Annotated in this window: 21 protein-coding genes; all 21 read left to right on the top strand. The window is 70.7% G+C overall.

Annotation, left to right across the window (positions count from 1 at the left end; all coding sequences use genetic code 11):
* The first annotated feature begins 165 nt into the window (after window positions 1-165).
* The 21 genes from HWX07_RS06335 to HWX07_RS06235 are packed head-to-tail and all read left to right on the top strand — an operon-like array spanning window position 166 to window position 22,204.
* Entirely contained in the window at window positions 166-1,929 is a 1,764-nt protein-coding gene (locus HWX07_RS06335) for a fatty acyl-AMP ligase (RefSeq protein WP_175875651.1), read from the top strand.
* A complete protein-coding gene (locus HWX07_RS06330; RefSeq protein ID WP_175875650.1) occupies window positions 1,926-2,636 on the top strand; it encodes an ABC transporter ATP-binding protein in 711 nt (236 codons plus the stop codon). The genes HWX07_RS06335 and HWX07_RS06330 overlap by 4 nt, the downstream gene beginning before the upstream one ends.
* A complete protein-coding gene (locus HWX07_RS06325; protein WP_175875649.1) occupies window positions 2,608-3,825 on the top strand; it encodes an ABC transporter permease in 1,218 nt (405 codons plus the stop codon). The genes HWX07_RS06330 and HWX07_RS06325 overlap by 29 nt, the downstream gene beginning before the upstream one ends.
* Window positions 3,822-4,574, top strand: coding sequence for an outer membrane lipoprotein-sorting protein (locus HWX07_RS06320; RefSeq protein ID WP_175875648.1), 753 nt, complete (start codon window positions 3,822-3,824; stop codon window positions 4,572-4,574). The genes HWX07_RS06325 and HWX07_RS06320 overlap by 4 nt, the downstream gene beginning before the upstream one ends.
* Window positions 4,564-5,892, top strand: a complete 1,329-nt coding sequence (locus HWX07_RS06315) for a hypothetical protein (RefSeq protein WP_175875647.1) — start codon at window positions 4,564-4,566, stop codon at window positions 5,890-5,892. The genes HWX07_RS06320 and HWX07_RS06315 overlap by 11 nt, the downstream gene beginning before the upstream one ends.
* A gap of 13 nt (window positions 5,893-5,905) precedes the next feature.
* Window positions 5,906-6,991: a hypothetical protein gene (locus HWX07_RS06310; protein ID WP_175875646.1), complete on the top strand. Its 1,086-nt coding sequence runs from the start codon at window positions 5,906-5,908 to the stop codon at window positions 6,989-6,991.
* A gap of 58 nt (window positions 6,992-7,049) precedes the next feature.
* Window positions 7,050-7,304 carry an acyl carrier protein gene (locus HWX07_RS06305; protein WP_006481176.1) on the top strand — a complete coding sequence of 85 codons (255 nt, stop codon included), beginning with the start codon at window positions 7,050-7,052 and terminating at the stop codon, window positions 7,302-7,304.
* 7 nt (window positions 7,305-7,311) lie between these two features.
* A complete protein-coding gene (locus tag HWX07_RS06300; protein WP_053524765.1) occupies window positions 7,312-8,187 on the top strand; it encodes a hypothetical protein in 876 nt (291 codons plus the stop codon).
* A 1-nt stretch (window position 8,188) separates the two neighbouring features.
* Window positions 8,189-8,818: a hypothetical protein gene (locus HWX07_RS06295; RefSeq protein ID WP_175875645.1), complete on the top strand. Its 630-nt coding sequence runs from the start codon at window positions 8,189-8,191 to the stop codon at window positions 8,816-8,818.
* A gap of 1 nt (window position 8,819) precedes the next feature.
* Entirely contained in the window at window positions 8,820-9,803 is a 984-nt protein-coding gene (locus HWX07_RS06290; RefSeq protein WP_175875644.1) for a ferritin-like domain-containing protein, read from the top strand.
* Window positions 9,804-9,806: 3 nt separating this feature from the next.
* Window positions 9,807-10,790 (top strand): 3-oxoacyl-ACP synthase, encoded by a 984-nt coding sequence (locus tag HWX07_RS06285; RefSeq protein WP_175875643.1) that lies wholly within the window; start codon window positions 9,807-9,809, stop codon window positions 10,788-10,790.
* On the top strand, window positions 10,780-11,955 hold the full coding sequence (locus tag HWX07_RS06280) for a PLP-dependent decarboxylase (protein ID WP_175875642.1): 1,176 nt from the start codon (window positions 10,780-10,782) through the stop codon (window positions 11,953-11,955). The genes HWX07_RS06285 and HWX07_RS06280 overlap by 11 nt, the downstream gene beginning before the upstream one ends.
* Window positions 11,956-11,971: 16 nt before the next feature.
* The gene (locus tag HWX07_RS06275) at window positions 11,972-13,567 is read left to right on the top strand and encodes an acyl-CoA ligase (AMP-forming), exosortase A system-associated (protein WP_175875641.1); all 1,596 of its coding nucleotides are present in this window, start codon (window positions 11,972-11,974) and stop codon (window positions 13,565-13,567) included.
* Window positions 13,564-14,658 (top strand): hypothetical protein, encoded by a 1,095-nt coding sequence (locus HWX07_RS06270; RefSeq protein ID WP_175875640.1) that lies wholly within the window; start codon window positions 13,564-13,566, stop codon window positions 14,656-14,658. Before HWX07_RS06275 ends, HWX07_RS06270 begins: the two co-directional genes overlap by 4 nt.
* On the top strand, window positions 14,658-16,508 hold the full coding sequence (locus HWX07_RS06265; protein WP_175875639.1) for an acyl-CoA dehydrogenase: 1,851 nt from the start codon (window positions 14,658-14,660) through the stop codon (window positions 16,506-16,508). The genes HWX07_RS06270 and HWX07_RS06265 overlap by 1 nt, the downstream gene beginning before the upstream one ends.
* A gap of 1 nt (window position 16,509) precedes the next feature.
* Window positions 16,510-17,760: a citrate/2-methylcitrate synthase gene (locus HWX07_RS06260; protein WP_175875638.1), complete on the top strand. Its 1,251-nt coding sequence runs from the start codon at window positions 16,510-16,512 to the stop codon at window positions 17,758-17,760.
* Between the two features lie 28 nt (window positions 17,761-17,788).
* Window positions 17,789-18,451 carry a class I SAM-dependent methyltransferase gene (locus HWX07_RS06255; protein ID WP_175875637.1) on the top strand — a complete coding sequence of 221 codons (663 nt, stop codon included), beginning with the start codon at window positions 17,789-17,791 and terminating at the stop codon, window positions 18,449-18,451.
* A gap of 3 nt (window positions 18,452-18,454) precedes the next feature.
* Window positions 18,455-19,528 carry a TauD/TfdA family dioxygenase gene (locus HWX07_RS06250; protein ID WP_175875636.1) on the top strand — a complete coding sequence of 358 codons (1,074 nt, stop codon included), beginning with the start codon at window positions 18,455-18,457 and terminating at the stop codon, window positions 19,526-19,528.
* Window positions 19,529-19,539: 11 nt separating this feature from the next.
* Window positions 19,540-20,553 carry an ABC transporter ATP-binding protein gene (locus HWX07_RS06245; protein WP_053525827.1) on the top strand — a complete coding sequence of 338 codons (1,014 nt, stop codon included), beginning with the start codon at window positions 19,540-19,542 and terminating at the stop codon, window positions 20,551-20,553.
* On the top strand, window positions 20,546-21,625 hold the full coding sequence (locus tag HWX07_RS06240; protein WP_175875635.1) for an ABC transporter permease: 1,080 nt from the start codon (window positions 20,546-20,548) through the stop codon (window positions 21,623-21,625). The genes HWX07_RS06245 and HWX07_RS06240 overlap by 8 nt, the downstream gene beginning before the upstream one ends.
* A gap of 36 nt (window positions 21,626-21,661) precedes the next feature.
* On the top strand, window positions 21,662-22,204 hold the full coding sequence (locus HWX07_RS06235) for a permease (RefSeq protein ID WP_175875634.1): 543 nt from the start codon (window positions 21,662-21,664) through the stop codon (window positions 22,202-22,204).

The following is a 22,204-nucleotide window of genomic DNA, read 5'->3' as shown; positions in this document are numbered from 1 at the left end:
GTCACCTAGGAACCGTTCTCGAGTGGATGCGCTGCGCTCATGCATAGCGTGCATAGATTCCGTTTGTCGCGGCGAATCGATCCGGCAAGAATCCACCTCACTCGACGAACGGCGCCGCCGGCACCGTGGCGCGAGCGGCCGTGTTCCTCAAGGGGAGAACCCTTCGTGACGAAGTACGCATCCACCATTCATCGCCTGATCGAATCGCTCGAGGACGTCGCGGGCGCCATGCATCGCATGACGTTCGTCGACGACACGGGCCACGAAGCGGGCATCACGTACCGGCACTTCGCGGGCGAGGTGTTTCGCCAGGCCGGCGCGCTGCGCGAGCTCGGGGTACGCGAGAACGATCTGGTGATGCTCGCGCTGCCCGCATCGGTCGAGCACGCGGTCGCGATGATGGCCTGCGTGATGACCGGTGCGCTGCCTTGCACCGTGCCCGTTCCCGCACGGCGTGCGGCGGCCGGGCGGCAGGTGGCGGACGTCGCGTGCGAGCTGTACCGGCCGCGCCTCGTGGTCGCCGCGAACGCGCAAGCCTCGGCCTGGCGCGACGATGCGTTTCCCGCGGCCGCCACGCGCGTGGTCGATCTCGCGACGTTGTCGAGCGCGGCGGACGCCGGCGCGCGCGCACTGATCAGTTCGAAGAGCGGCCGCGATCCGCATCATGTGCAGCTCACGTCGGGTTCGACGTCGCATCCAAAGGCCGCGGTGCTCAGCCACGAGAACGTGATCGCGAACGTGCTCGGCATCGGCGGGTCGGTGCGCTTCGACATCGCGGCCGGCGACGGCACCGCGTCGTGGCTGCCGCTCTATCACGACATGGGGCTGCTCACGCTGCTGTCGAACCTGCATTACCGCGCGCCGCTGCTGATGATGCAGCCCAACAGCTTCATCCGGAATCCGCTCGGCTGGCTGAAGCGCATCGCATCGGCGCGCGCGACGACGACGTCGGTGCCGACCTTCGCGCTGCGCTACTGCGTGCGCCGCTTCAATGCCGCCGCGATGGATGGTGTCGATCTGTCCGCGTGCCGCAACATCTTCATCGGCGGTGAACGCGTCGACGACGCGACGCTGCGCGATTTCGCCGCGACGTTCGCGCCGTACGGCCTGGCGGCGTCGGCGCTGCAACCGTGCTACGGGATGGCCGAATCGACGCTCGCCGTATCGATGCATCGCGCGTGGCACGAAGGCGCGGTCGACGGCGCGCCGTACGTGATCGCCGATACGCTCGACCGCCGCGCGCTGATCGAGCGCCGCGACGCGCAGCCGGCCGCCGCGAACGACGGCCAGGACACGGAGACCGAAACGGTGCTCGCGATGGGCACACCGATCGACGGGATGGCGTTTCGCATCCTCGACGACGGCGACCACGCGCTGGCCAACCGCGCGGTCGGAGAAGTCGCGATCCGCGGCACGTCGGTGATGCTCGGCTACCTGAACCCCGACGACGGCACGATCGCCGCGCCGCTGACGGCCGACGGCTGGTTCCGCACCGGCGACATCGGCTACGTCGCGGACGGCCAGCTGCATATCCTCGGCCGCAAGAAGGAAGTCATCATCATCCGCGGCAGCAACTATTTCCCGCACGAGATCGAGGAAGCGCTGGCGTCGCACAGCGCGCTGCGCAAGAGCACCTGCATCGCGTTCGGCCTGCCCGATCCCGAAACCGGCACCGAGCGGCTGGTCGTCGCGATCGAGGCGCGGCCCGTCGACGCGACGCCGCAAACGCGCACCGAGTGCCAGCAACTGCTCGCGTCGCGCATCGGCTTCGCCGCGCAGGATCTGTGTTTCGTCGAGCCCGGGTCGCTGCCGCGCACGACGAGCGGCAAGCTGCAACGCCTGAAGTGTCGCGATCTCTATGCGAACGGCGCGCTGCCCGTGATTCCCGCGTCGGCCGCCGTCGAGGCAGTCCAGGGAGCGTTCGCATGACGATCTCGTCCCTCGCCCCGGTGCTCGAACTGCGCGACGTCACGCGCACATACGAAGGCGCGGGCCGCGTCGTCGCGGTGCGCGGCGCGACGATCTCGATCGGGCAGCGCGACGTCGTCGCGCTCGTCGGGCCGTCGGGCAGCGGCAAAAGCACGCTGCTCAACCTCGCCGGCTTTCTCGACGTGCCGACGAGCGGAGAACGCTGGCTCGAAGGCCGCCGCATCGACGACGCGCCGGACACGCTCGAACGGATTCGCCGCGAACGCATCGGCTTCGTGTTCCAGCAATTCAACCTGATTCCGGTGATGTCGGCGCTCGAGAACGTCGAGCTCGGCTGCTTCGCATGGGGCACGCCGCGCACGCGGCGCGAACGCGCCCGCGCGATGCTCGACGCGGTGGGGCTCGCCGCGCGCGAGCGGCACCGCCCCGGCGAGCTGTCCGGCGGCGAGCAGCAGCGCGTCGCGCTGGCCCGCGCGCTCGCCAAGGAGCCGGCCATCGTGATCGCGGACGAACCGACCGCGAGCCTCGACAGCACCAACGCGCGCGCGGTCGCCGAGCTGATCCTCGAGACCAACCGCACGCTGGGCACCGCCTTTCTGATTGCGTCGCACGACGATCGTCTGTGCGCGCACCTGCCGCGCCGCATCGAAATGCGCGACGGCGTACCGGGAGTGAATCGTGAACTGGTCGACGTTTGCGTGGCGTAACCTCTGGCGCAACCGGCGCCGCACCGTGCTGACGATGGCGATGATCGGCGTCGCCGCGTTCGCGTCGAGCCTCGCGCTCGGCTACGTGATCGCGACTTTCGACGCGGTCCGCGAAGGGTCGATCGACAGCGGCGTCGGCCATGTGCAGGTGCTGCATCACGGCTACCTCGACCTGATCGGCGAACGGCCGCTGCAATACGGGCTGACGGCGGACGAGCAGACCGCCGCCACGCAGGCGATTGCCAGGCTGCCCGGCGTCGCGACGACCGCGCGCGGCATCGACTTCGACGGGCTCGTGTCGAACGGCGATCTCAGCTACGGCTTCGTCGGCGAAGGCATCGAGCCGAACCGCGAGCCGCCCGGCTTCTTCGACTATCACACGGTGCTGTCGGGCCGCTATCTGTCGCCGACGAACGCGGGCACCGAAGTCGTCGTGGGCGCCGAACTCGCGCGCAAGCTCGGCGTGCACGTCGGCTCGGTCGTGCAGCTGATGGCGTCGACCGCGCACGGCGGCATCAACGCGACCGACGCGCAGATCGTCGGCGTGATGAGCACCGGCAACAAGGACGTCGACGAACGGATCGTCAACGTGACGTTCACGGCCGCGCAGGCGCTGCTGCGCACCGACCGCGCGTCGCGCATCGCGATATTCCTCAAGGACACCGCCGGCACGCCGGCCGCCGCCGCGACGCTGCGCGCCGCGCTGCCGACGCTCGACGTGAAGACCTGGGATCAGCTCGTGTCGCTCTATCACCAGATCGTCGCGCTGTACAAGAACCAGTTCTCGGTGTTCGGCGCGATTCTCTGCTTGACGATCCTGCTGTCGATGAGCAACTGGATCTTGATGAGCATCGTCGAGCGCCGCCGCGAGATCTCGACGCTGCGCGCGCTCGGCGTGCCGGCCGCCACGGTGCGCGGCGTGCTGATCCAGGAAACCGCGCTGCTCGGCCTGCTCGGTGCGGCCGCCGGCATCGCGCTCGCGCTGCTGACGATGGTCGCACTCAATCACGCGCAGATCCACCTGCCCGCGCCGCCCGGCCGCGTGAAGCCGATCCTGCTCGAATTCACCGTGTCGCCGGTCGCCGTGGCGGCCGTCGAAACCGCGTTCGTCGTGCTCGGCGTGGCCGCGGCGCTGCTCGCGACGCTCGGGCTCGCGAAACGCAACATCCTCGAAGGACTCGCCCCATGAATCGTATTCGCCTCACGTTCGCCGCATTCGCCGCGCTAGGCGCGTGCGCGCCGCTCGCCGCGCAGGCGGCCGACGCGCCGACGGCCCAGACCATGCTCGCCCGCGCCGACGCGTATCGCAGCACGGCCGCCGATACGCAGACGAACATCCAGATCACCAACGAAGTCGGCGGACAGTCCGGCGACGCGACGCGCTATCTCGTCTACACGCGCGGCAACGGCGACACGCTCGCGCTCACGCGCAGCGGCGAGAACGACGGCCAGAAGTACCTCGCGACGACGCGCGGGCACTGGTTCTACGTGCCGAACACGCGCAGCGCGGTGCGCATCAACGGCATGCAGCGGCTGCAAGGCGAAGTCGTGATCAGCGACATCACGCGCACGCACTGGGCCGACAGCTATCGCGCGACGGCCGCGCCCGGCACGACGCCGATCGCCGGCAAGCCGGCCACCGAGCTCGACCTGACCGCGACCGATCCCGACAACGTCTACCCGACGATCAAGCTGTGGGTCACGCCCGATACCGACGTGCCGGTGCGCGCGCAGTTCTTCCTGGCGAGCGGCCTGCTGTTTCGCAGCGCCGATTTCTCCGCGCCGGTCGACGCGAACGGCCGCAAGGTGATCCGCAAGATCACGTATCGCAACGAGGTCGAGAAACAGCGCGCGAGCGTCGTCGACATCCTCGACGGCCAGCCGCGCAAGATTCCGTCGGGCTGGTTCAATCCCGACACGCTCGCCGATGGCCAGTGAGTACGACGCCGATGCCGACGCTCGTCGTGACCGCCACCATTCATCGCGCAAACGCGCCCGCCGCGGCTGGCCCGGTGTCGCGCTTGCCATCCCGCTCGCGCTCGGCTGCACGCTCGCGCACGGAGAATCGCTGATGGACCAGCTCGGCACGCTCAACGGCATCGGCTACGCGCGCACCGTCGACAGCATGGACGGCCGCGCGCTGCTCGGCCGCCTGATCGGCGATTCGCCGCGCAACCAGCAGGAAGCCGGGCTGCTCGCGCGCATCGACGGCGAGAACCTGTTCGTGAATGCGCGCGTGGTCGCCAGCAACCACTCGCTCGGCGCGCAAGCGAGCCGCTTCAACGAAGCCGGCGTGCGCTACGCGTTCGACAACGGCATCACGCTGACGGCCGGCAAGCGGATCGATACGCTCGACACGTCGCAGGCGTTCTTCCCGCTCGGCTTCTTTCAGAAGCGGGCCGCGACGGCCGACATCTACGATCGCTACGGCGACGTCGAAGGCACGCCGCTCGTCGAAGCGAAATGGGTCGGCGAGCAGACCACGCTGCAATTCATCGCCGGCGAGAACCACACGCTGCGCAACGACGTCGACAACCGCGATGTGCAGGGCGCCACGCAGCTCGTGCGCGGCGCCTACAACTGGGCGGGCGGCTCGGCCGCGCTGCTCGCGGGCCGTCACGCGGGCCGCGGCGGCGCCGGCGCGACGCTGTCGGTCGACGTCGCGCGCTCGAACACCGTCTATGCGAGCGCGTGGCTCGAACGCGGCACGACGCGGCCGCTGCCCGCTTTCATCGCGAACGGCACGCCGCTCGATTCGGCGGCCGCCTACGACGCCGTCGATCGCCGCAACGATCGCCAATACATGTGGCGCAGCGCGCTCGGCATGCAGAGCGCGCTGCCCGGCAACCTGTCGCTGATCGTCGAGTGGTCGCACGACGAAGCGCGTTACGACGCGAGCCAGTGGCGCCGGATGATCGGCGCGGCGCAGGCGAACAACGCGCTGCTGCCGGTCGCGCCCGGCGCCGCGCTGGCCGGCCTCGGCGGCACGGCCAACTTCGTGAGCGTCGACGGCAGCCTGCGCGACTACCTGTTCGCGCGGCTCGGCAAGAAGGTCGGCCGTGTCGAGTATTCGCTGCGCGGCGTCTATTCGCCGCAGGACAAGGGTCTGCTCGCGATCGCGCAGGTCGTCGCCGACGTGAACCAACGCGTGAGCGTCGATGTCGCGCTCACCCACGCTTTCTCCGACAGCCAGTCCGAGTACCGGATGGTCGGTCTCGGCACCCGCATCGACGCCGCCGTGCGCGTGCGCTTCTGACAGGAACCCTGCCATGTCCACGCTTTCCGCCCCCGCCCCGCTCGCACCGCCGCTGCTCTTGCGCGTGGCCGACCAGGCCGCGTATCCGGTGCTGCGCCACCTCGACGCAATCGGCACGCCGCCGCATGCGGCGGCCCGGCTCGTCGAAGCCGCCGCGGTGCGGCTGCTCGACAGCGAGATGGTGATCGCGCTGCGCGCCGCCACGCCCGACGTGCTGCCCGACGCGTCCGCATCGACGCCGCTGCGGCACGACGAGGCGCCGCTCACCGAAGCGCTGCTCGAGCAGATCGGCCGCGAAGGGTTTCATCACCTGTTCAAGCCGTTCATGCGCGCGTTCATCCGCATCATGTTCGGGCTGTTCTTCTCGGACGACCAGAACCGTCGCGCATGCGAATGCATCGACGCCGGCCACAACTTCGCGTTCCTGATGAGCGACGGCGGCGGCCCGACGCTGGCCGCGTGGCGCACCGTCGTGCGCAGCGACGACAACGGGCTCGCGCTGACCGTCGACAAGGTGTGGGGCATCGAAGCGCATCGCGACTGCATGGCCGTCGTCGCCGCACGCTTGCCCGGCGTGATGTTCCCGGCCGCCTACCTCGTGTGGCCCGACGAATACCGAAAGCTGAAACGCTCGACCTGCGGCGCGCCGTTCCTCGCGGGCAACCTGCAGCTCGCGAACGTCGGCGGCCAGGTGCGCGTCGCCGCCGAGGATCGCCTGCGGATCGGCGGCCCGACCGTGTTCAACAAATACCTGACCGTCGTGCGCCCGTACTTCGTCCGCGCACTGATGGCGCACGTCGGCTGGCTCGAACGGACCGGCCGCGTCGAGCTCGATGCCGATGCGCGCGCCGTGCACCGCTTCATCGCGGACGCCGCGCGCAGCCAGACCGACGATGCGCACTACAGCTTCGGCAAGGTGCAGCGCGTGCTCGCGATCAAGCTGCTGTCGAACGAGTTCCTGACCGCGCTCGTGCGCGACGGCAAGGTGCCGCTGTTCGACGACCAGCGCGACCTGCTGGCGTTTTCGAAGATGGAAGGCAGTTCGTACCGTTGTTATCACGAGCTTCGCAAGAGCCTGCGCTGCGAAGCCGGCAGTTGACCCACGCGACAGGCCGATCGATCCCGATCAAATCCACTCAACTTCAGGAGCTCCCCTCATGACGACCCAGAACGTTCCGGCCGACGCGCTCGACATCCTGTCCCGCGAAGTCGCGAAGATCCTCAACGTCGAAACCGTCGACACCGACGCCGGCATCGGCGAACTCGGCATCGATTCGCTGAACATCGTCGAGCTGATCGTGTTCTGCGAACAGCTTTACGGCTCGATCGATCCGGAAGCGCTGAACATCACGCAGTACACGACGCTGCAGCAGCTCGACGCGCAACTGCGCAGCCAGCAGCACGCGGCCTGATACGGCGATGCTCGCGCCCCTTGCCCCCGTGGCGGCCGCCGCCGTCCAGCCGGCCCCGGCGACCGCGCTGACCGTGCAGGCACTCGCGTACCGGCGCGTCGCGCCGTCGCGCGACGGCGCGGCCGCGCCGCTCGACGATACGGCCCGCGCGATCGGCACGCTCGCGTGCGCCGAACGCGAGCGGCTGTGCGGCGCGGTCGGCGCGGACGACTACGTGGTCAGCTCGACGATCCTGTCGATGCTGCTGATGAACGACTCGCCGCAGCATCGCGCGTTCGCACAGGCCCTTGCCGGCGCGAACGACTACACGCCCGACTGGATGACCTGCTCGTACGAATGCGCGGGCTGGGGCTACGTGCTGCGCCGCGCGCTCGCGACCGCGGCGGAAACCGGGCCGCGCACGCTGCTGCTGCAGATCGTCGACGTCGACGTGCACGGCTACACGTACTGGCACGGCAATCCCGCCTGGGGGCGCTCGGGCTTCGGCGTCTGCACGCTGCTCGTCGACGTCGGCCGCGAACCGGCGCAGTCGGTGATCGCGGACGCCGCGCCGCCGGCCAGCGCGGTCGTGCGGCTCGGCCGCGACATCCGCACGTTCTGCGCGGCACGCCCCGGGCTGCACGCGGCGCTGCCGTTCTTTCCGGCCACGTCGCGCCGTGCGCTGCTCGCGTCGGTCGGCAAGACGCCGTTGCTGCCGGACGGCCACGGCGTGTTCGGCCATGCGTTCGGCAGCGATCCGTGGCTGTCGGTGCTGCTCGCGCACCGTGACGGCGACACGCCGCGCCGCGCGGCCGTCTGCTCGCTCGCGCTGAACGGCTATTACGCGATCGCCGACGTCGCGTTCGCGCCGGACGCGACGTTCTCTCTCGACGGCGAGGCGTGACATGGTGCGACCCGTTCACTTCACCTACCGGATCGAGCGCGATGCGCGACAGCCCGTGGCGGTCGCGGCCAGCGCGTACCGGATGCCGCTCGACACGCCGGCCGACTATGCACGCGCCGCGCTCGCGGAAGCCGCCGGCGATGCGTACGACGCGGGCGATACATACGACGTGGCCGGCGGCGAGCGCCGCGTGCTGCTCGACCACGTGCAGTATTTCGCATTCCTCGCGGAAGTCACCGCGCGGATTCGCGACGCCGTGCACCCGGATTCCCGCCTCTTCATCGAAGTGTGCGCACCATACTTCGGCGCGCTGCCGGCCGAACTGCTCGCCCCGCACGTGCTGCTCGGCGTGCACCTGTACGACGAAGCGTTGCGCGATGCCGCGCGCGGCGCGCCGGTCGTCTGGATCGGCGACCGCATCCGGCGCGATGCAGAATTCGCCGGCGACAACCGCGTGTGCTGCGCGATCTGGCCCGCGCGGCTCGCCGATGCGTTCGACGCGCAACTGCGCGGCGCGTGGCCGTCGTTCGCGATCCGGCTCGAACCGCACCCGGGCGCGTCGCGCGCCGCCGCCCCGTTCACCGATTCCGCCCATCATTCCGGCGCCGCCGCGCGGCCGGGGAGACCCTGACATGAATGACACGCTTACCGTGATGCAGGACACGGCCGACATCCGCTGGTCGATGCCCGTCGACGCGCTGATGTCGAACGACTACGCACTGCGCGAAGAGGCGCTGAACCGGCTGTACGAGAAAGCGAAGGCCGCGCAGTGGGACGTCGCGACCGACGTCGACTGGCGCCACGACCTCGATCCGGCGAACCCGCTCGGCATGCCCGACCCGACGCTGCTGATCTACGGCACCGAGCTGTGGGGCAAGCTCGCCGAAGCCGACAAGCGCGAGGTGCGCCATCACGCGCAGGGCTGGCTGCTGTCGCAGATCCTGCACGGCGAGCAGGCCGCGCTGATCTGCGCGTCGAAGCTCGCGTCGGCCGAGAACGGCCTGAGCGCGCGGCTGTGCGCGGCCGCGCAGATGATGGACGAAGCGCGCCACGTCGAGGCGTACGCGAAGCTCGTCAACGAAAAGCTCGACGTCAGCTACCCGATGAGCCGCTCGCTGAAGGGGCTACTGCACGACACGATCACGAGCAGCGCGCTCGACATGACGAACCTCGGGATGCAGGTGCTGGTCGAGGGTATCGCGCTGTCGATCTTCCAGAGCGTCGTCGCGTACAGCACCGATCCGTTCATCAAGGACCTGTTCCTGCGAATCCAGCGCGACGAAGCACGCCACTTCGCGGTCGGCCGGATCACGTTGTGCCGCGTGTACGCGGAGATGAGTTCGCACGAGCTGCGCGAGCGCGAGGAGTTCATCTGCGAAGGCGCGGCCGTGCTGTACGAGCACCTGTGCGCGGACGACATCTGGGAGCCGATGGGGCTGTCGAAGCGCGAATGCAGCGCGATGGTGCGCGAGTCGCCGGTATCGAGCTCGATCCGCCGCTCGATCTTCCGGCGCCTCGTGCCGACGATCCGCGAGATGGGCCTGCTCACGCCCACCGTGCAGGCGACCTTCGAAAAGCTCGACGTCCTCGACTACGCGGCGATGCCGCTCAACTGAACCATGACGACGACCTCCTCCCAAGCGTCACGCGATTTCTGGATCGGCATCGACGCGGTCGCCTACGAGCTGCCGGGCCCGCCTGTCGATATCGAGGCCTGGGCCGCCGAGCGCGACTATCCGGCGCAGCGGGCGGCCGCGATCGCGCAGTCGGGCAGCCGCTATTTCCACATGGCGCTCGACACCAGCGAGACCGATCTCGCGATCGCGGCGGTCGGCCGGCTGCTCGACACCGCGCGTGTGCATCCGTCCGACGTCGGCGCGATCGTGCACGTGCACACGCAGCAATTCAGCGTGCCGCCGGCGCCGCGCAGCCTGCCGCATGAAGTGGCTGCGCAGTTCGGCATCGAGCCGCTGTGGCTCGGCTCCGTCGCGCAACTGAACTGCGTGTCGGTCGCGGCCGGCATCGAAACGGTGCGCGCGCTGATGCGCCGCCATCCGCAGCTCGACGCGGCGCTCGTCGTGTCGTCCGACCGCGTGTACGGCGAGGACTACCGGATGCGGCAGATGACCGGCGTGCAGTGCGACGGCGCGGCCGCGATGCTGATCGCGCGCAACAGCACGAGGAACCGGCTCGGCGGCATCGCGATCGAGACGCATGCGAAATGGCATCGCGGCTCGGACACGGTCGCCGCGAACGAGGCCGACCTGATCATGATGGAGTGGCCGTACACGCGCCGTGCGATCGACGCGGCCGTCGCGCTGGAGCCGCATGCGCTCGACGCGTACGACCTCGTGCTGCCGCACAACGCCGACCTGCCCGGCTGGAACGCGCTGTGCCGCGCGATGCGCGTGCCGGCCGAGCGGCTGTATGCGGAAAACATCCATGCGCGCGGCCACGCGTGCTGTTCGGATTTTCCGATCAACCTGGCCGACGTCGGGCTCGATGCGCTCGCGCACGGCCGGCGCGTGCTCGGCGTGATGCAGTCGAACTGCGGCGCGTATGCGGCCGCCACGCTCCATCCGGTGGGCCGCCATGACGCCTGAGCGCCCGCTTCCCGCCGCCGCCGATCACGCGTGGATCGCCGATCTGCGCACGCCGTGCTACGTGTACGAGCCGGAGATCGCGATCGCCCGCTACCGGTCGCTGAAGGCGCGGCTCGGCACGCGGCTGATCGTGTCGCTGAAGGCGAACCCGAACCAGGACATGCTCGCGCGCTGCGCGCATGCGTACGAGGACGGCGTCGAACTCGCGAGCCGCGGCGAACTCGACGCGGTGATCGGCCGGATCAAGACGGCGCGCTACCTGAACAATCCGTCGATGGACGAGATGTTCATGCGCGCCGGGCTCGCGTCGCGCTGCCATTTCGTGCTCGACAACCCGGACGCGGTCGCGCGCTTCGTGCCGCTCGCCCGCGAAGCCGCGGCCGGCGGCAGCACGCCGGGGGCCGTGCTGCTGCGCGTGAATGCCGGCGCGCTGGCGGGTGAACAGGCGCGCGCGCTATGGCACGACCACTTCGGGATGACGCCGAACGAGGCGCACGACGCGGTGCGCACGCTCGCGGCTGCCGGCCTGCCGGTGGCCGGGCTGCACGTCTTCTCCGGCCCGCATTCGTTCATCCGCCAGGACCCGACGCAGCCCGACACGCTCGTGTTGCCCCAACTGCTCGCCGCGCTGGCCCGCGATCTCGCGCCCGCCAACGGCGCGCCGCTCGGTTCGTTGAGCCTCGGCGGCGGTTTTGCCGACGATCACCCGGGCGACGCCGCGTTCGACCGCTATGCCGCCGCGCTCGCGCCGTTGGCCGGCCCCTATTCGCTCGCGCACGAATCGGGCCGCGCGATCTTCGCCGATGCGGGCGTGTTCGCGACGCGCGTCGTCGCGGTCAAGACATGGCAGGACCGCACGATCGCCGTCTGCGACGGCGGGCTGTCGCATGCGTTCCTGCTCGCGCAGACCGAATCGGTGATGCGCCGCCTCGCCGCGCCGTCGCTCGTGCGCCGCACGCCCGCGCCGCCGCCGCGCGGCGTGCCGACGCTCTACGTCGGCAGCACCTGCAGCCGCGCGGACGTGATCGGCCGCGACGACGCAGGCGCACCCCCGCAAGTCGGCGACATCGCGGTGTTCGAGCGCTGCGGCGCGTACCACCGCACGTACTCGATGGCGCATTTCCTGTCCCACGAAGCCGCGCACGTGTACGTGCGGCCGGCCTGAACCCGAGGAGCCGATCATGAACCCATTGATCAGCATCGCCGACCTGCTCGAACACGGCGCCGAGCGCTGGCCACATCATCCGGCGTATGCCGACGGCGGCGGCACCCTGACTTACGACCAGCTCGCCCGCGCGGTCCGGCGCGCCGCCGCCGTACTCGCGGCGCGCGGCGTGCAGCCGGGCGAACGCGTCGCGATCTACGCGCCGAAGCGCATCGAAACCGTGGTCGCGATGCTCGCGGCCAACGCACTCGGCGCGATCTTCGTACCGGTCAATCCGCAGTTGAAGGAAGCGCAGATCGAACACATCGTCGCCGACAGCGGCGCCGCGCTGTTCGTGACCGGCGCGCAGCGGCTCAAGCGCCTGCCGGCGCTCGCCGCGCTCGTCGGCACGCGCACGCTGCTGATCGAGGAGCTGGCCGACGCGATCGATTCGCCGGGCACCGATACGCCGGCATCAGCATCGGCAGTGGCAGCGGCCCCCGCCGGCCGCCCGGTCGACGACGATCCGGCCGCGCTGCTCTACACGTCCGGCTCGACCGGCAAGCCGAAGGGCGTCGTCGTATCGCATCGCAACCTGGTGTCGGGCGCGTTCAGCGTCGCGGCGTACCAGCGGCTCGCCGACGACGACGTCGTGCTCGGCGTGCTGCCGCTCAGCTTCGACGCGGGCCTGAGCCAGCTCACGACCGCGCTGGCGTCCGGCGCGTGCTACACGCCGCTCGACTTCCTGCAGCCGGCCGAAGTGCCGCGCCATTGCGACGCGTTCGGCGTGACGTCGATCACCGGCGTGCCGCCGCTGTGGATGCAGATCGCGTCGGCCGGCTGGAGCGACACCGCACGCACGCGGCTCCGCCGCTTCGCGAACACCGGCGGCCATCTCGCGACGCCGCTGCTGCACCGCCTGCAGACGCTGTTCACGCAGGCTTCGCCGTACCTGATGTACGGGCTGACCGAGGCATTCCGCTCGACCTACCTGGCGCCGGCCGACGCGGCGCTGCGCCCGACGTCGATCGGCAAGGCCGTGCCGAACGCGGAGATCCTCGTGCTGCGCGCGGACGGCAGCGAATGCGCGGCCGACGAGCCCGGCGAGCTCGTGCACCGCGGCGCGTTCGTCACGCTCGGCTACTGGAACCGGCCCGAGCTGACCGCGCAGCGCTTTCGCCCGCTGCCGCGCCGGCACGGCGAGATTCCGCGCCCGGACGTCGCCGTATGGTCGGGCGACATCGTGCGGCGCGACGCAGACGGCTACCTGTATTTCGTCGCGCGCGGCGACGACATGATCAAGACGTCCGGCTACCGCGTGAGCCCGACCGAGGTCGAGGACGTGCTATTCGCGCTGCCGCACATCCGCGAGGCCGCGGTGTTCAGCGTCCCGCACCCGGCGCTCGGCGAGGCGATCGCCGCGTGCGTCGTATCGACGCTCGACGCCGACGCGTGCCGCGCCGACATCGCCCGCGCATGCCGCGACGCGTTGCCCACCTACATGAACCCGCTCGTCGTCGAGCCGCTGCCGACGTTGCCGCGCAACCCGAACGGCAAGATCGACCGACCGGCGCTGAAAGCGCAGTATCGCGACGCATTCGCGCGCCCGAACCTCGAGGAGACCGCCGCATGACCCTGTCGACGCTCGATGAAACCTGTGTCGGCGCGCCGCGCGTCGCCGCGCCCGGCACGCTCGCGTTGTCCGGCGGCGTCGTGGTGCTGCCGCCCGCCGTCGTGTTCAGCGCGATCCAGGCGCAGGAGCGCCACCCCGGGTACCGGCACCTGCTGCTGCCGCAGGCGCGCTTTGCGCGGCCGCGCGGCATGGGTGCGCTGACGCCCGACGAAGGCACGCGCCTCGCGCCGGGCGGCCGGCCCGCGCTGCGCGTCGCGCCGCCCGGGCGCAGCCTCGCCGATCTCGCCGCCGACGCGGCGCTCGACCTGCGCGACCAGCTCGGCTCCGGCGCGCTGGCCCGCACGACGCACGTGATCGTCGCCAGTTGCGCGCTCAACGAAGGCATCGGCGATTCGGTCGTCGGCCGCATGCAGTACGAACTCGGGCTGCAGCGCGTGACGCCGTTCGCGCTCGGCCAGAACGGCACGCTCGGCTGGTATTCGGCGCTGACGCTGCTCGACGGGCTCCTGCTCGACGAAGGCGACCAGGCGCTCGTGATCCTCAGCGACAAGTGGCTCTACCCGTTCTTCCGCCAGTTCGGCGACCTGGTCGGCTACGGCGACGCGGCCGCCGCGCTGCTCGTGTCGCGCGCCGGCCCGGCGCCGGAACCGGCGGCGTGGGGCGGCGTGCGCTCCGTCGCGCTCGAATTCGGGCCGTCGATCACGGACCCGTGGGCCGATGCGCCAACCGCGCTGCGCGACACGCTCGCGCCGGTCGCGGCCCGCGCGATCCGCCGCGCGCTCGATCAGGCCGACCTGCGCGCGAACCAGATCGACTGGTGCGTGCCGCCCGGCTTCGATCCCGGCTTCGCGGCGCGCGTGGCCGATGCCGCGTCGATTCCGGTTGCCGCGCGTATCCAGCACGACGGCTCGGGCCATCTGTCGTCGGCCGAATCGGCCGCCGCGCTGATCCGGCTCGCGGGCGCGCTCGACGAAGGCGAGCGCCGCACGGTGCTCGTGTGGGACGCGGCGCTGCATGGCGCGGCGGCAGCCGCCGTGGTCGACCTGGCCGGCGGCCTCGACGCCGCGCTCGATATCGAAGGAGACGCATGATGAGCGCATACAAGGTGAGCCTGCGCGAACTGCGCTTCTTTCTGTGGGAACTGTTCGAGGCAGACAAGCGGTTCCTGGCGGAACACGGCCTGTACGGCACGCACGATCGCGCGTCGATCGATGCGCTGCTCGAACGCGCCCGCGATTTCGCGCTCGACCTCGGCCGCAGCTACCAGCAGGCCGACGTCGAGGGCTGCACGCTGCTCGATGACGGCCAGGTACGGATTCCGTCGCATTTCCACGCGCTGTGGGCGCGCTTTCGCGACGAATGGTCGAACACGCTGTTCGGCACCGCGCACGGGCTGCCGCCGATCGTCACGCAGATGATCTACGAGATGTTCATGGGCGCGAACCCGTCGTTCATGACCTACGGCGGCTTCACGCGCCCCGCGGTCAAGCTGCTGCAGATGCACGGCACGCCGCACCAGAAGGCGCTGATCGCACCGCTCGAAGCGTATCGCTGGGACGCGTGCTTCTGCGCGACCGAGCCGCAGGCCGGCACCGACCTCACCGCCGTGGCGCTGCGCGCGACGCCGCTCGAACGCGATATCTACGCGATCGACGGCGAGAAGGTCTACATCTCGGCCGGCATGCACGAACTGACGGAAAACACGCTGTATTTCGTGCTCGGCCGCATCGATACCGCGTCGCCGGATTCGTTCTCGCTGTCGTGCCTCGTCGTGCCGCGCTTCTGGCCCGACGAGGAAACCGGCGAACTGCGGCCGAACCACGTCGACTGCATCGGCCTGCCGCGCAAGATGGGGCTCAAGGGCTGCGCGAACACGCATCTCGTGTTCGGCGCGAACGGCACGACCAAAGGCTGGCTGCTCGGCGGCCGGCGCAACGTCGGCCTGCTGCAGCTGATGCCGCTGATGAACCAGGCGCGGATGAGCACCGGGATGTTCGGCGTCGGCGTCGCGTCGAGCGCGTACCTGCACGCGGTCGAGTATGCGGGCCGCCGGCTGCAGGGCCGGCCGATCGAGCGCGCGTCGAACACCCACGCCGCGCGCGTCGCGATCGTCGAGCACGCGGACGTGCAGCGCATGCTGGTCGACATGAAAAGCCGCGTCGACGGCTGCCGCGGCCTGCTCGGCAAGCTCGCGGCGACTGCGACGCGCGCGGCGATGCTCGAAGCCACGCCCGACGCCGACCCGGCCGAGATCGAGCGCCATCGCAAGCTGCAACTGTTGCTGACGCCGATCTGCAAGGCGTTCATCTCCGACCAGGCGTGGCGGATCTGCGAAACGGCGATCCAGGTGCACGGCGGGCTCGGCTATACCGACGCGAGCCCGGTCGAGCAGAACGCGCGCGACGTGAAGATCCTGTCGATCTGGGAAGGCACGAACTACATCCAGGCGCAGGATCTCGTGCGCGACAAGCTCGGCTTCGGCCGCCATTCGCGGCTAATCCAGTACTACCGCGACGAACTCGACGCGTTCCTCGCGCAGCAGCACCACGCCGGCACGCATGCGGAGTTGCGGCCGCTGTTCGATGCGCTGCGCGCGGGCGCGGACCGCATCGCCGCCGCGCTCGACGACATCGCGCGCGACGTACAGGACGGCCACACGCATCGCAGCAGCCAGTTCTACACGCGCTTTCTGGAAATGTTCGGCGTGGTCACGTCGGCGTGGGTGCTGCTCGAATCGGCGACGATCGCCGCGCGCCGGCTCGATGCGCCGGACACCGCCGACGCGCCGGCCGAGCTGGCGTTCTATCGCGGCAAGCTGAAGAGCGCGCGCTACTACTTCGCGAACGTGCTGCCCGTCGTCGACCAGCACGCGGCCGTGATCGCCGCGATGGCGCACGCGGCGATCAGTGTCAGCAGCGACGAACTCGCCGCGGTGGAATGACATGGATACGACACTCGACTCCGGCACCTCCGCCACCACGACCGCGACCGGCGATGCGCCGCGCAATCTGCTCGGTCGGCCGGCGACGCGCCATCGCGGCACCGATATCGACGGCGCGACGCTCGACCCCGAAGCGCTGCGGGTGCGCGATCTCGACCTGAACGCGCTGATCGGCGCGACGACGTTCGAAGGCGCGCTCGCGCATCTTTGGTTCGACGTCGCGCCCGGCCACGCCGACCATCGCGCGCACGAGGCGGCGATCGCCGCGCGGCTCGCGGCGTTCGCCGACGCGCTGGCGCCGGGCTCGGTCGCCCAGTCGCTCGCCGCCGACCTCGGCGCGGCGGGCGTCGCGCCGGTATTCGCGGCGGCGTCCGGCCTGCTGCGCGGCCTCGACGACGTGACCGCACGCGTGCACGGCCCGGCGCCGGACGATGCCGATCTCGACACGATGCTGCTGTGCGCGGCCGCCGCCCCATTCCTGCTGCATGCGGCGATCGAGGGCCGGCCGTTCGCGGCCGGCACACACGCCAGCGGCAGCACGGCGCTCGATGCAGCGCAAACGCAAGCGCACCGCATGCTCGTGCTGACCGGCGCGACGCGTCACGACGCGCCCGCGCAAGCGGCGATGGACATGCTGCTCGTCGCGTGGCACGCCGGCTTCGGCTACATCACGCCGACCGTGCTTGCGCCGCGCGTCGCGATCGGCACCGGCGTTACGCTGACGCAGGCGATCGCGTCCGGCTTCCTCGCGAGCGGGCCGTCGCACGTCGGCGCGGCGCTCGAAGCGATGCAGTGGCTCGCCGCGCTCGTGCAGTCGGTGCCGGGCGGCACCCACGCGCCGGCCGCCGCGCTCGACGCGGCAGGCCGCGCGGCGATCGATGCGGCGCTCGACGCAAAACGCACGCTGTACGGCTTCGGCCATCCGCTGTTCGTCGCCGATCCGCGTCCGCCGCACATACGTAGCCGGTTGACGGAAGAAAGCTTCGACGGCGCGTACGTGACGCTGTTCGACGCGTGCTGCGCGCAGGCCGACGCGCGCCGCGCGCTGCGGCCGAACATCGATTTCCTGACCGCCGCGACGCTGCTCGAACTCGGTGTCGCCGCGCCGTCGTGGGGCGTCGGCATCGGGCTCGGCGCGCGCATCGCGGCGATGGCCGCGCATGCGGTGGAACGGCGCCGCCGCCCGGCGTTCGGCGTCAACAGCGCGACCGCGCGACGGCTGCTGGCCGCCGTGCCGGTCGGCTGGCTGTGAACCCTCACTCTCTCGCACAAGGAACGTCATGCTGCTCAAGAACCTGCGCCCGGCGAACGACTACGATCGCTTCGCCACCGAAACGCTCGAACCGTGGGACCTGCTGTTCATCAGCCGCATCCGCCAGCTGGCGCGCGGGATGACGGCCGGCACGATCGCCGACATCGGCACGGCCACCGGCGTCGTGCCGGTGCGGCTCGCGACCGATCCGGCGATGCGCGGCTGGCGCTACGTCGGCATCGACCTCGATCCGGCGATGCTCGACGAAGGCCGCCCGCGCATCCACGAACTCGGGCTCGACGACGCGATCGAGATGCGTGTGGGCGACGCGCTCGCGCTGCCGTTCGACGACGGCACGCTGACGATGGCGGTCGGCCGCGCGACGTTGCATCACCTGCCCGACAAGGCGCTCAGCCTGACCGAGATGTACCGCGTGCTGGAGCCGGGCGGCATCGCGCTCGTGCACGACATGCGCCGCGACGCGCCGCAGCATATGCTCGACCGCTTCACCGAGATGCGCGCGGCCGCCGACTATCCGCCGACCCACGTCGAGGAAAAGATCACGCTCGACGAAGCGCATGCGCTGGTGGCCGAAGCCGGCCTGTCGGCGGTGGCGTCGATCTACAGCCCGAGCATGGGGCTCGGCGCGCTCGGCTTCGAAATCCTGCTGAAGAAACCGGCGCTGGCCTGAGCGATGACCGATCTCGCCTTCCTCGCCGCGCATGCCGCCGTGCGGCTCGGCGCCGACGACGTGCACTGCGCGCCGGTCGCGCCCGGCGCGACGCTGCCGCTGTGCGTGACGCCACGCAGCGCCGAACTCGCGACGTCGCCGGAGATGTTCGTCGCGTGGTACCGCTCGCGGCTCGACACGATCGACACGCTGCTCGACGCATGCGGCGCGCTGCTGTGGCGCGGCTTCGCGGTGCCCGACACCGCCGCGTTCGGCCGCCTCGGCGCGCTGTATCCGGCGCACGCGAACGGCTACACGGCCGGCGCCGCGCCACGCAAGCAGATCGACGGCCAGGTCTATGAATCGACCCGCATGCCGCCGCCGTTCAGGATCGGGCTGCATCAGGAGATGGCCTACATGCCGGCATTCCCTCGCCTCGTCGCGTTCTACTGCCGGCAGCCGGCGGAAGCCGGCGGCGAGACGCCGATCTGCGACATGCGGCGGGTGACCGCGCGCGTGCCGGCCGCGCTGCGCGAGCGGTTCGCCGAACGCGGCGTGATGTACCTGCGCAATTTCGCGGCGCCGGGCGACCGCGCGGATGGTCTCGCCGCCAACCCGAACCTGCCGTTCGCCGCCTACCACCGGCCGTGGGACGACGCATTCGGCACGACCGAGCGCGACGAGGTCGAGCGGCTGTGCGCCGAGCGCGGCGTCGGCTGCCGCTGGCTCGACGACGGCAGCGTGACCGTATCGCACGTCGGCAGCGCGCTGCGCACGCATCCACGCACCGGCGAGACCGTGTGGTTTAACCAGGCGAGCGCGCAGCACCCGAACCCGCGCTCGATGGGCGAGCTCAGCTATCGCTACCTGCAGCGCATGTACGGCACGCGCGCCGCGTTCCCGTACGAGATCCGCTACGGCGACGGCGCGCCGATGCCGTTCGACGACCTGGTGGCGATCTACGACGCGCTCGACGACGAGGAATGCGCATTCCCGTGGCAGGCCGGCGACGTGCTCGTCGTCGACAACATGCTGGTCGCGCACGGCCGCAACCCGTACCGGGGCGCGCGCGACACGCAGGTCATGCTGTTCGACTGAGGATGCCGACGATGAGCGTTTCGTTTCTTGCGTCCGTACGCGCGATGTTCGCCCCGGCCGCCGCGTTCGACCGGCCGCGGCGCGCGAGCACGCCGCCGCTGCCCGACGCGCATGCGCCGGGTGCGGCGCTCGGCGCGCGCGCGATCGACGTCGCGGCCGGCGATTTCCGCTTCTCCGCGCGCCACGTGCGGTTCCGGCTCGGCGCGATCACCGCGATCGTCGGGCCGAACGGCTCGGGCAAGACCACGCTGCTCGAAACGCTGCTCGGCTTCCGGCGCGGGGGCAGCGACGTGCGCGTGCTCGACGTGCCGGCCGAGCGCTTCATGCGCGATTCGCGCTCGCTGCAGCGAATCGGCGCGCAATTGCAGAAGGTCGAGTATCCCGATCACCTGCGTGTATCCGAGATCGTCGCGCTGCACCGCGCGATGTACGCGCACACCGATGCGGCAATCACCGACGCGCTCGGCATCGCCGAACTGCTCGACAAGCCGTGCCGCGCGCTGTCGAAGGGGCAGCGCCAGCGCGTGGACCTGTACGTCGCGCTCGCGCACCGGCCCGAACTGGCCGTGCTCGACGAGCCGTTCACGGGCCTCGACCGTCGCTATGCGGGCGTCGTGATCGACCTGCTGCGCCAGCGCGCGAGCGGCACGAGCGTCGCGATGATCTGCCATTCCGAGGAGGAACTGAGCGTGGTCGACGATCTCGTCTGGGTGCGCGACGGCGGCGTGCGCTACCAGGGCGACCAGGACACGCTGCGCGCCGAGCTCGTCGGCGATGCGCGCGCGGTCCTGCATTGCCGCGACGCAGCCGACGCGCGCGCGCTGCGCAAGCGGCTCGCGGCGCTGCCCGGCGTGACCGGCGTGCGCGTGTCGGCCGCGCACGTGGTCGAGGCGTTCGGCGATGCGACGCTGCATCCGAACGTGCACCGGATCGTCGGCGAACAGGGCATCCAGCATCTCGCGCTCGCGCCGAGCACGCCGGGCGACCTGCTGCGCCTGTGCACCGAGGGCCCGACCCATGACTAAGGTGTTCCTGATCCTCGTGCGCAACGAGCTGCTCGGCTATCTGCGCAGCCGCTCGTCGCTGTTCTGGACGCTGGTGTTCCCGGTGTTCCTGCTGAGCGTGATGCTGTTCGCGTTCGGCGGCTCGGGCTCGCTCGGCACGGCCGACATCGCGTTCGACGTGCCCGGCGGCACGACGCCGTACAACCAGGCGTGCAGGGCGGAGATCGTCGCCAGCCTGTCGCACAGCGACACGGTGAAGGCGACCTTCGGCGGCCGCGGCACGCCGGCCGAGCGCGTGACCGTCGTGCTCGGCGCCGACGAGCGCACGCCGGCGACGATCCGCTACGACTTCAACGGCTCGCTCGCGGTGAAGGCGGCATCGCGGGTCGTCGAGATCGCGCTCGCGCGCTGCGCCGCGCAGCGGCTCGGGCTGCCCGCCGCGCAGGCGCGCTTCGAGAATGCCGCGCCCACGCGCCGCCCGTTCGACTATGGCGCGTTCTTCGCGACCGGCATCCTCGTGATGGCGTTCATGGCGATCGGCCTCAACTCGACGACCACCGCGATCGCCGCGCTGCGCGAGCGCAATACGTTCAAGCTGTACGTGTGCTTCCCGGTGTCGCGCGGCGTGTTCCTCGCCGCACTGATCGTCGCGCGGATGGCGATGATGGCGCTGTCTGCGCTCGTGCTGCTGACGGTGGCGCGCGTCGCGTTCGGCATCGCGCTGCCGATCGCGACGCCGGACGGGCTGCGCGCGTTGCCGATCGTGCTGCTCGGCGCGGCGATGGTGCTGAGCATCGGCGTGCTGCTGGCGAGCCGCACCCGCTCGCTCGCGGCTGCCGAACTCGCGTGCAACGTCACCTACTACCCGCTGCTGTTCTTCAGCGACCTGACGATCCCGATGCACGACGCGCCCGCGTGGCTGAAGGCCGGGCTCGCATTCCTGCCGACCAACCAGTTCGCCGTCGCGCTGCGCGGCGCGCTGGTGGACGGCGCGCCGTACGCGCAGCTCGCGCCGCAACTGCTCGGCATGACCGTGTGCACCGCGCTGTTCCTGTTCGCCGCCGCGCGGCTGTTCCGCTGGCACGACGCTTGACGCGTCGCCACGCTGTTTCGACGAAGGAGAGACACGATGAAATCGAACCATCCCATAACCGACTACCTGCTGCACGCGAGCAATTTCCTGCCGGCGATCGTGTTCCTGTTTTACGGCCGGCTCGGCCCCGAGCAGCCGGACCTGCGCTGGACCCACGCGTTCCTGATCGGTGGCGTGCTCGCACTCGTGCACGGCGCGTGGCTGATGCGCCGCGCGGAGCGCAACAGCATCGCGCTCGGCGTCGACCTGTTCCTCGTGATCGGCGCGGTGCTCGCGCTCGTGTCGCCGACAGGTAGCCGTCTGTGGGGCGAGGAACTCGGGCCGGCGGCGATGCTCGTCTGCGTGCTGGTGGTCGGCATCGTGCATACCGCATGGTCGGACGGCGGCTTCGTCGACGGCACGTTCGTCGACCAGGGGCGTGCGCGGTCGTTGTCGCTCGTGCTGCTCGCCGTCACCGCCGTCGCGCTCGCGGTGTCGATCGCGATGCGCCACAGCCCGCTGTGGGGCGGCGTCGTGCCGCTGATCGCGCTGGTCGTCGTGCGCGGCCGGCTGCGCAAGCAGCTCGCGCGGGCAAGCTGA

Source organism: Burkholderia sp. BCC0097 (assembly GCF_902832985.1).
GTDB classification, from domain to species: Bacteria; Pseudomonadota; Gammaproteobacteria; order Burkholderiales; family Burkholderiaceae; genus Burkholderia; species Burkholderia orbicola.
The sequence above is the reverse complement of the archived record's forward strand: the minus strand, read 5'-3'. Positions and strand labels throughout refer to the sequence as shown.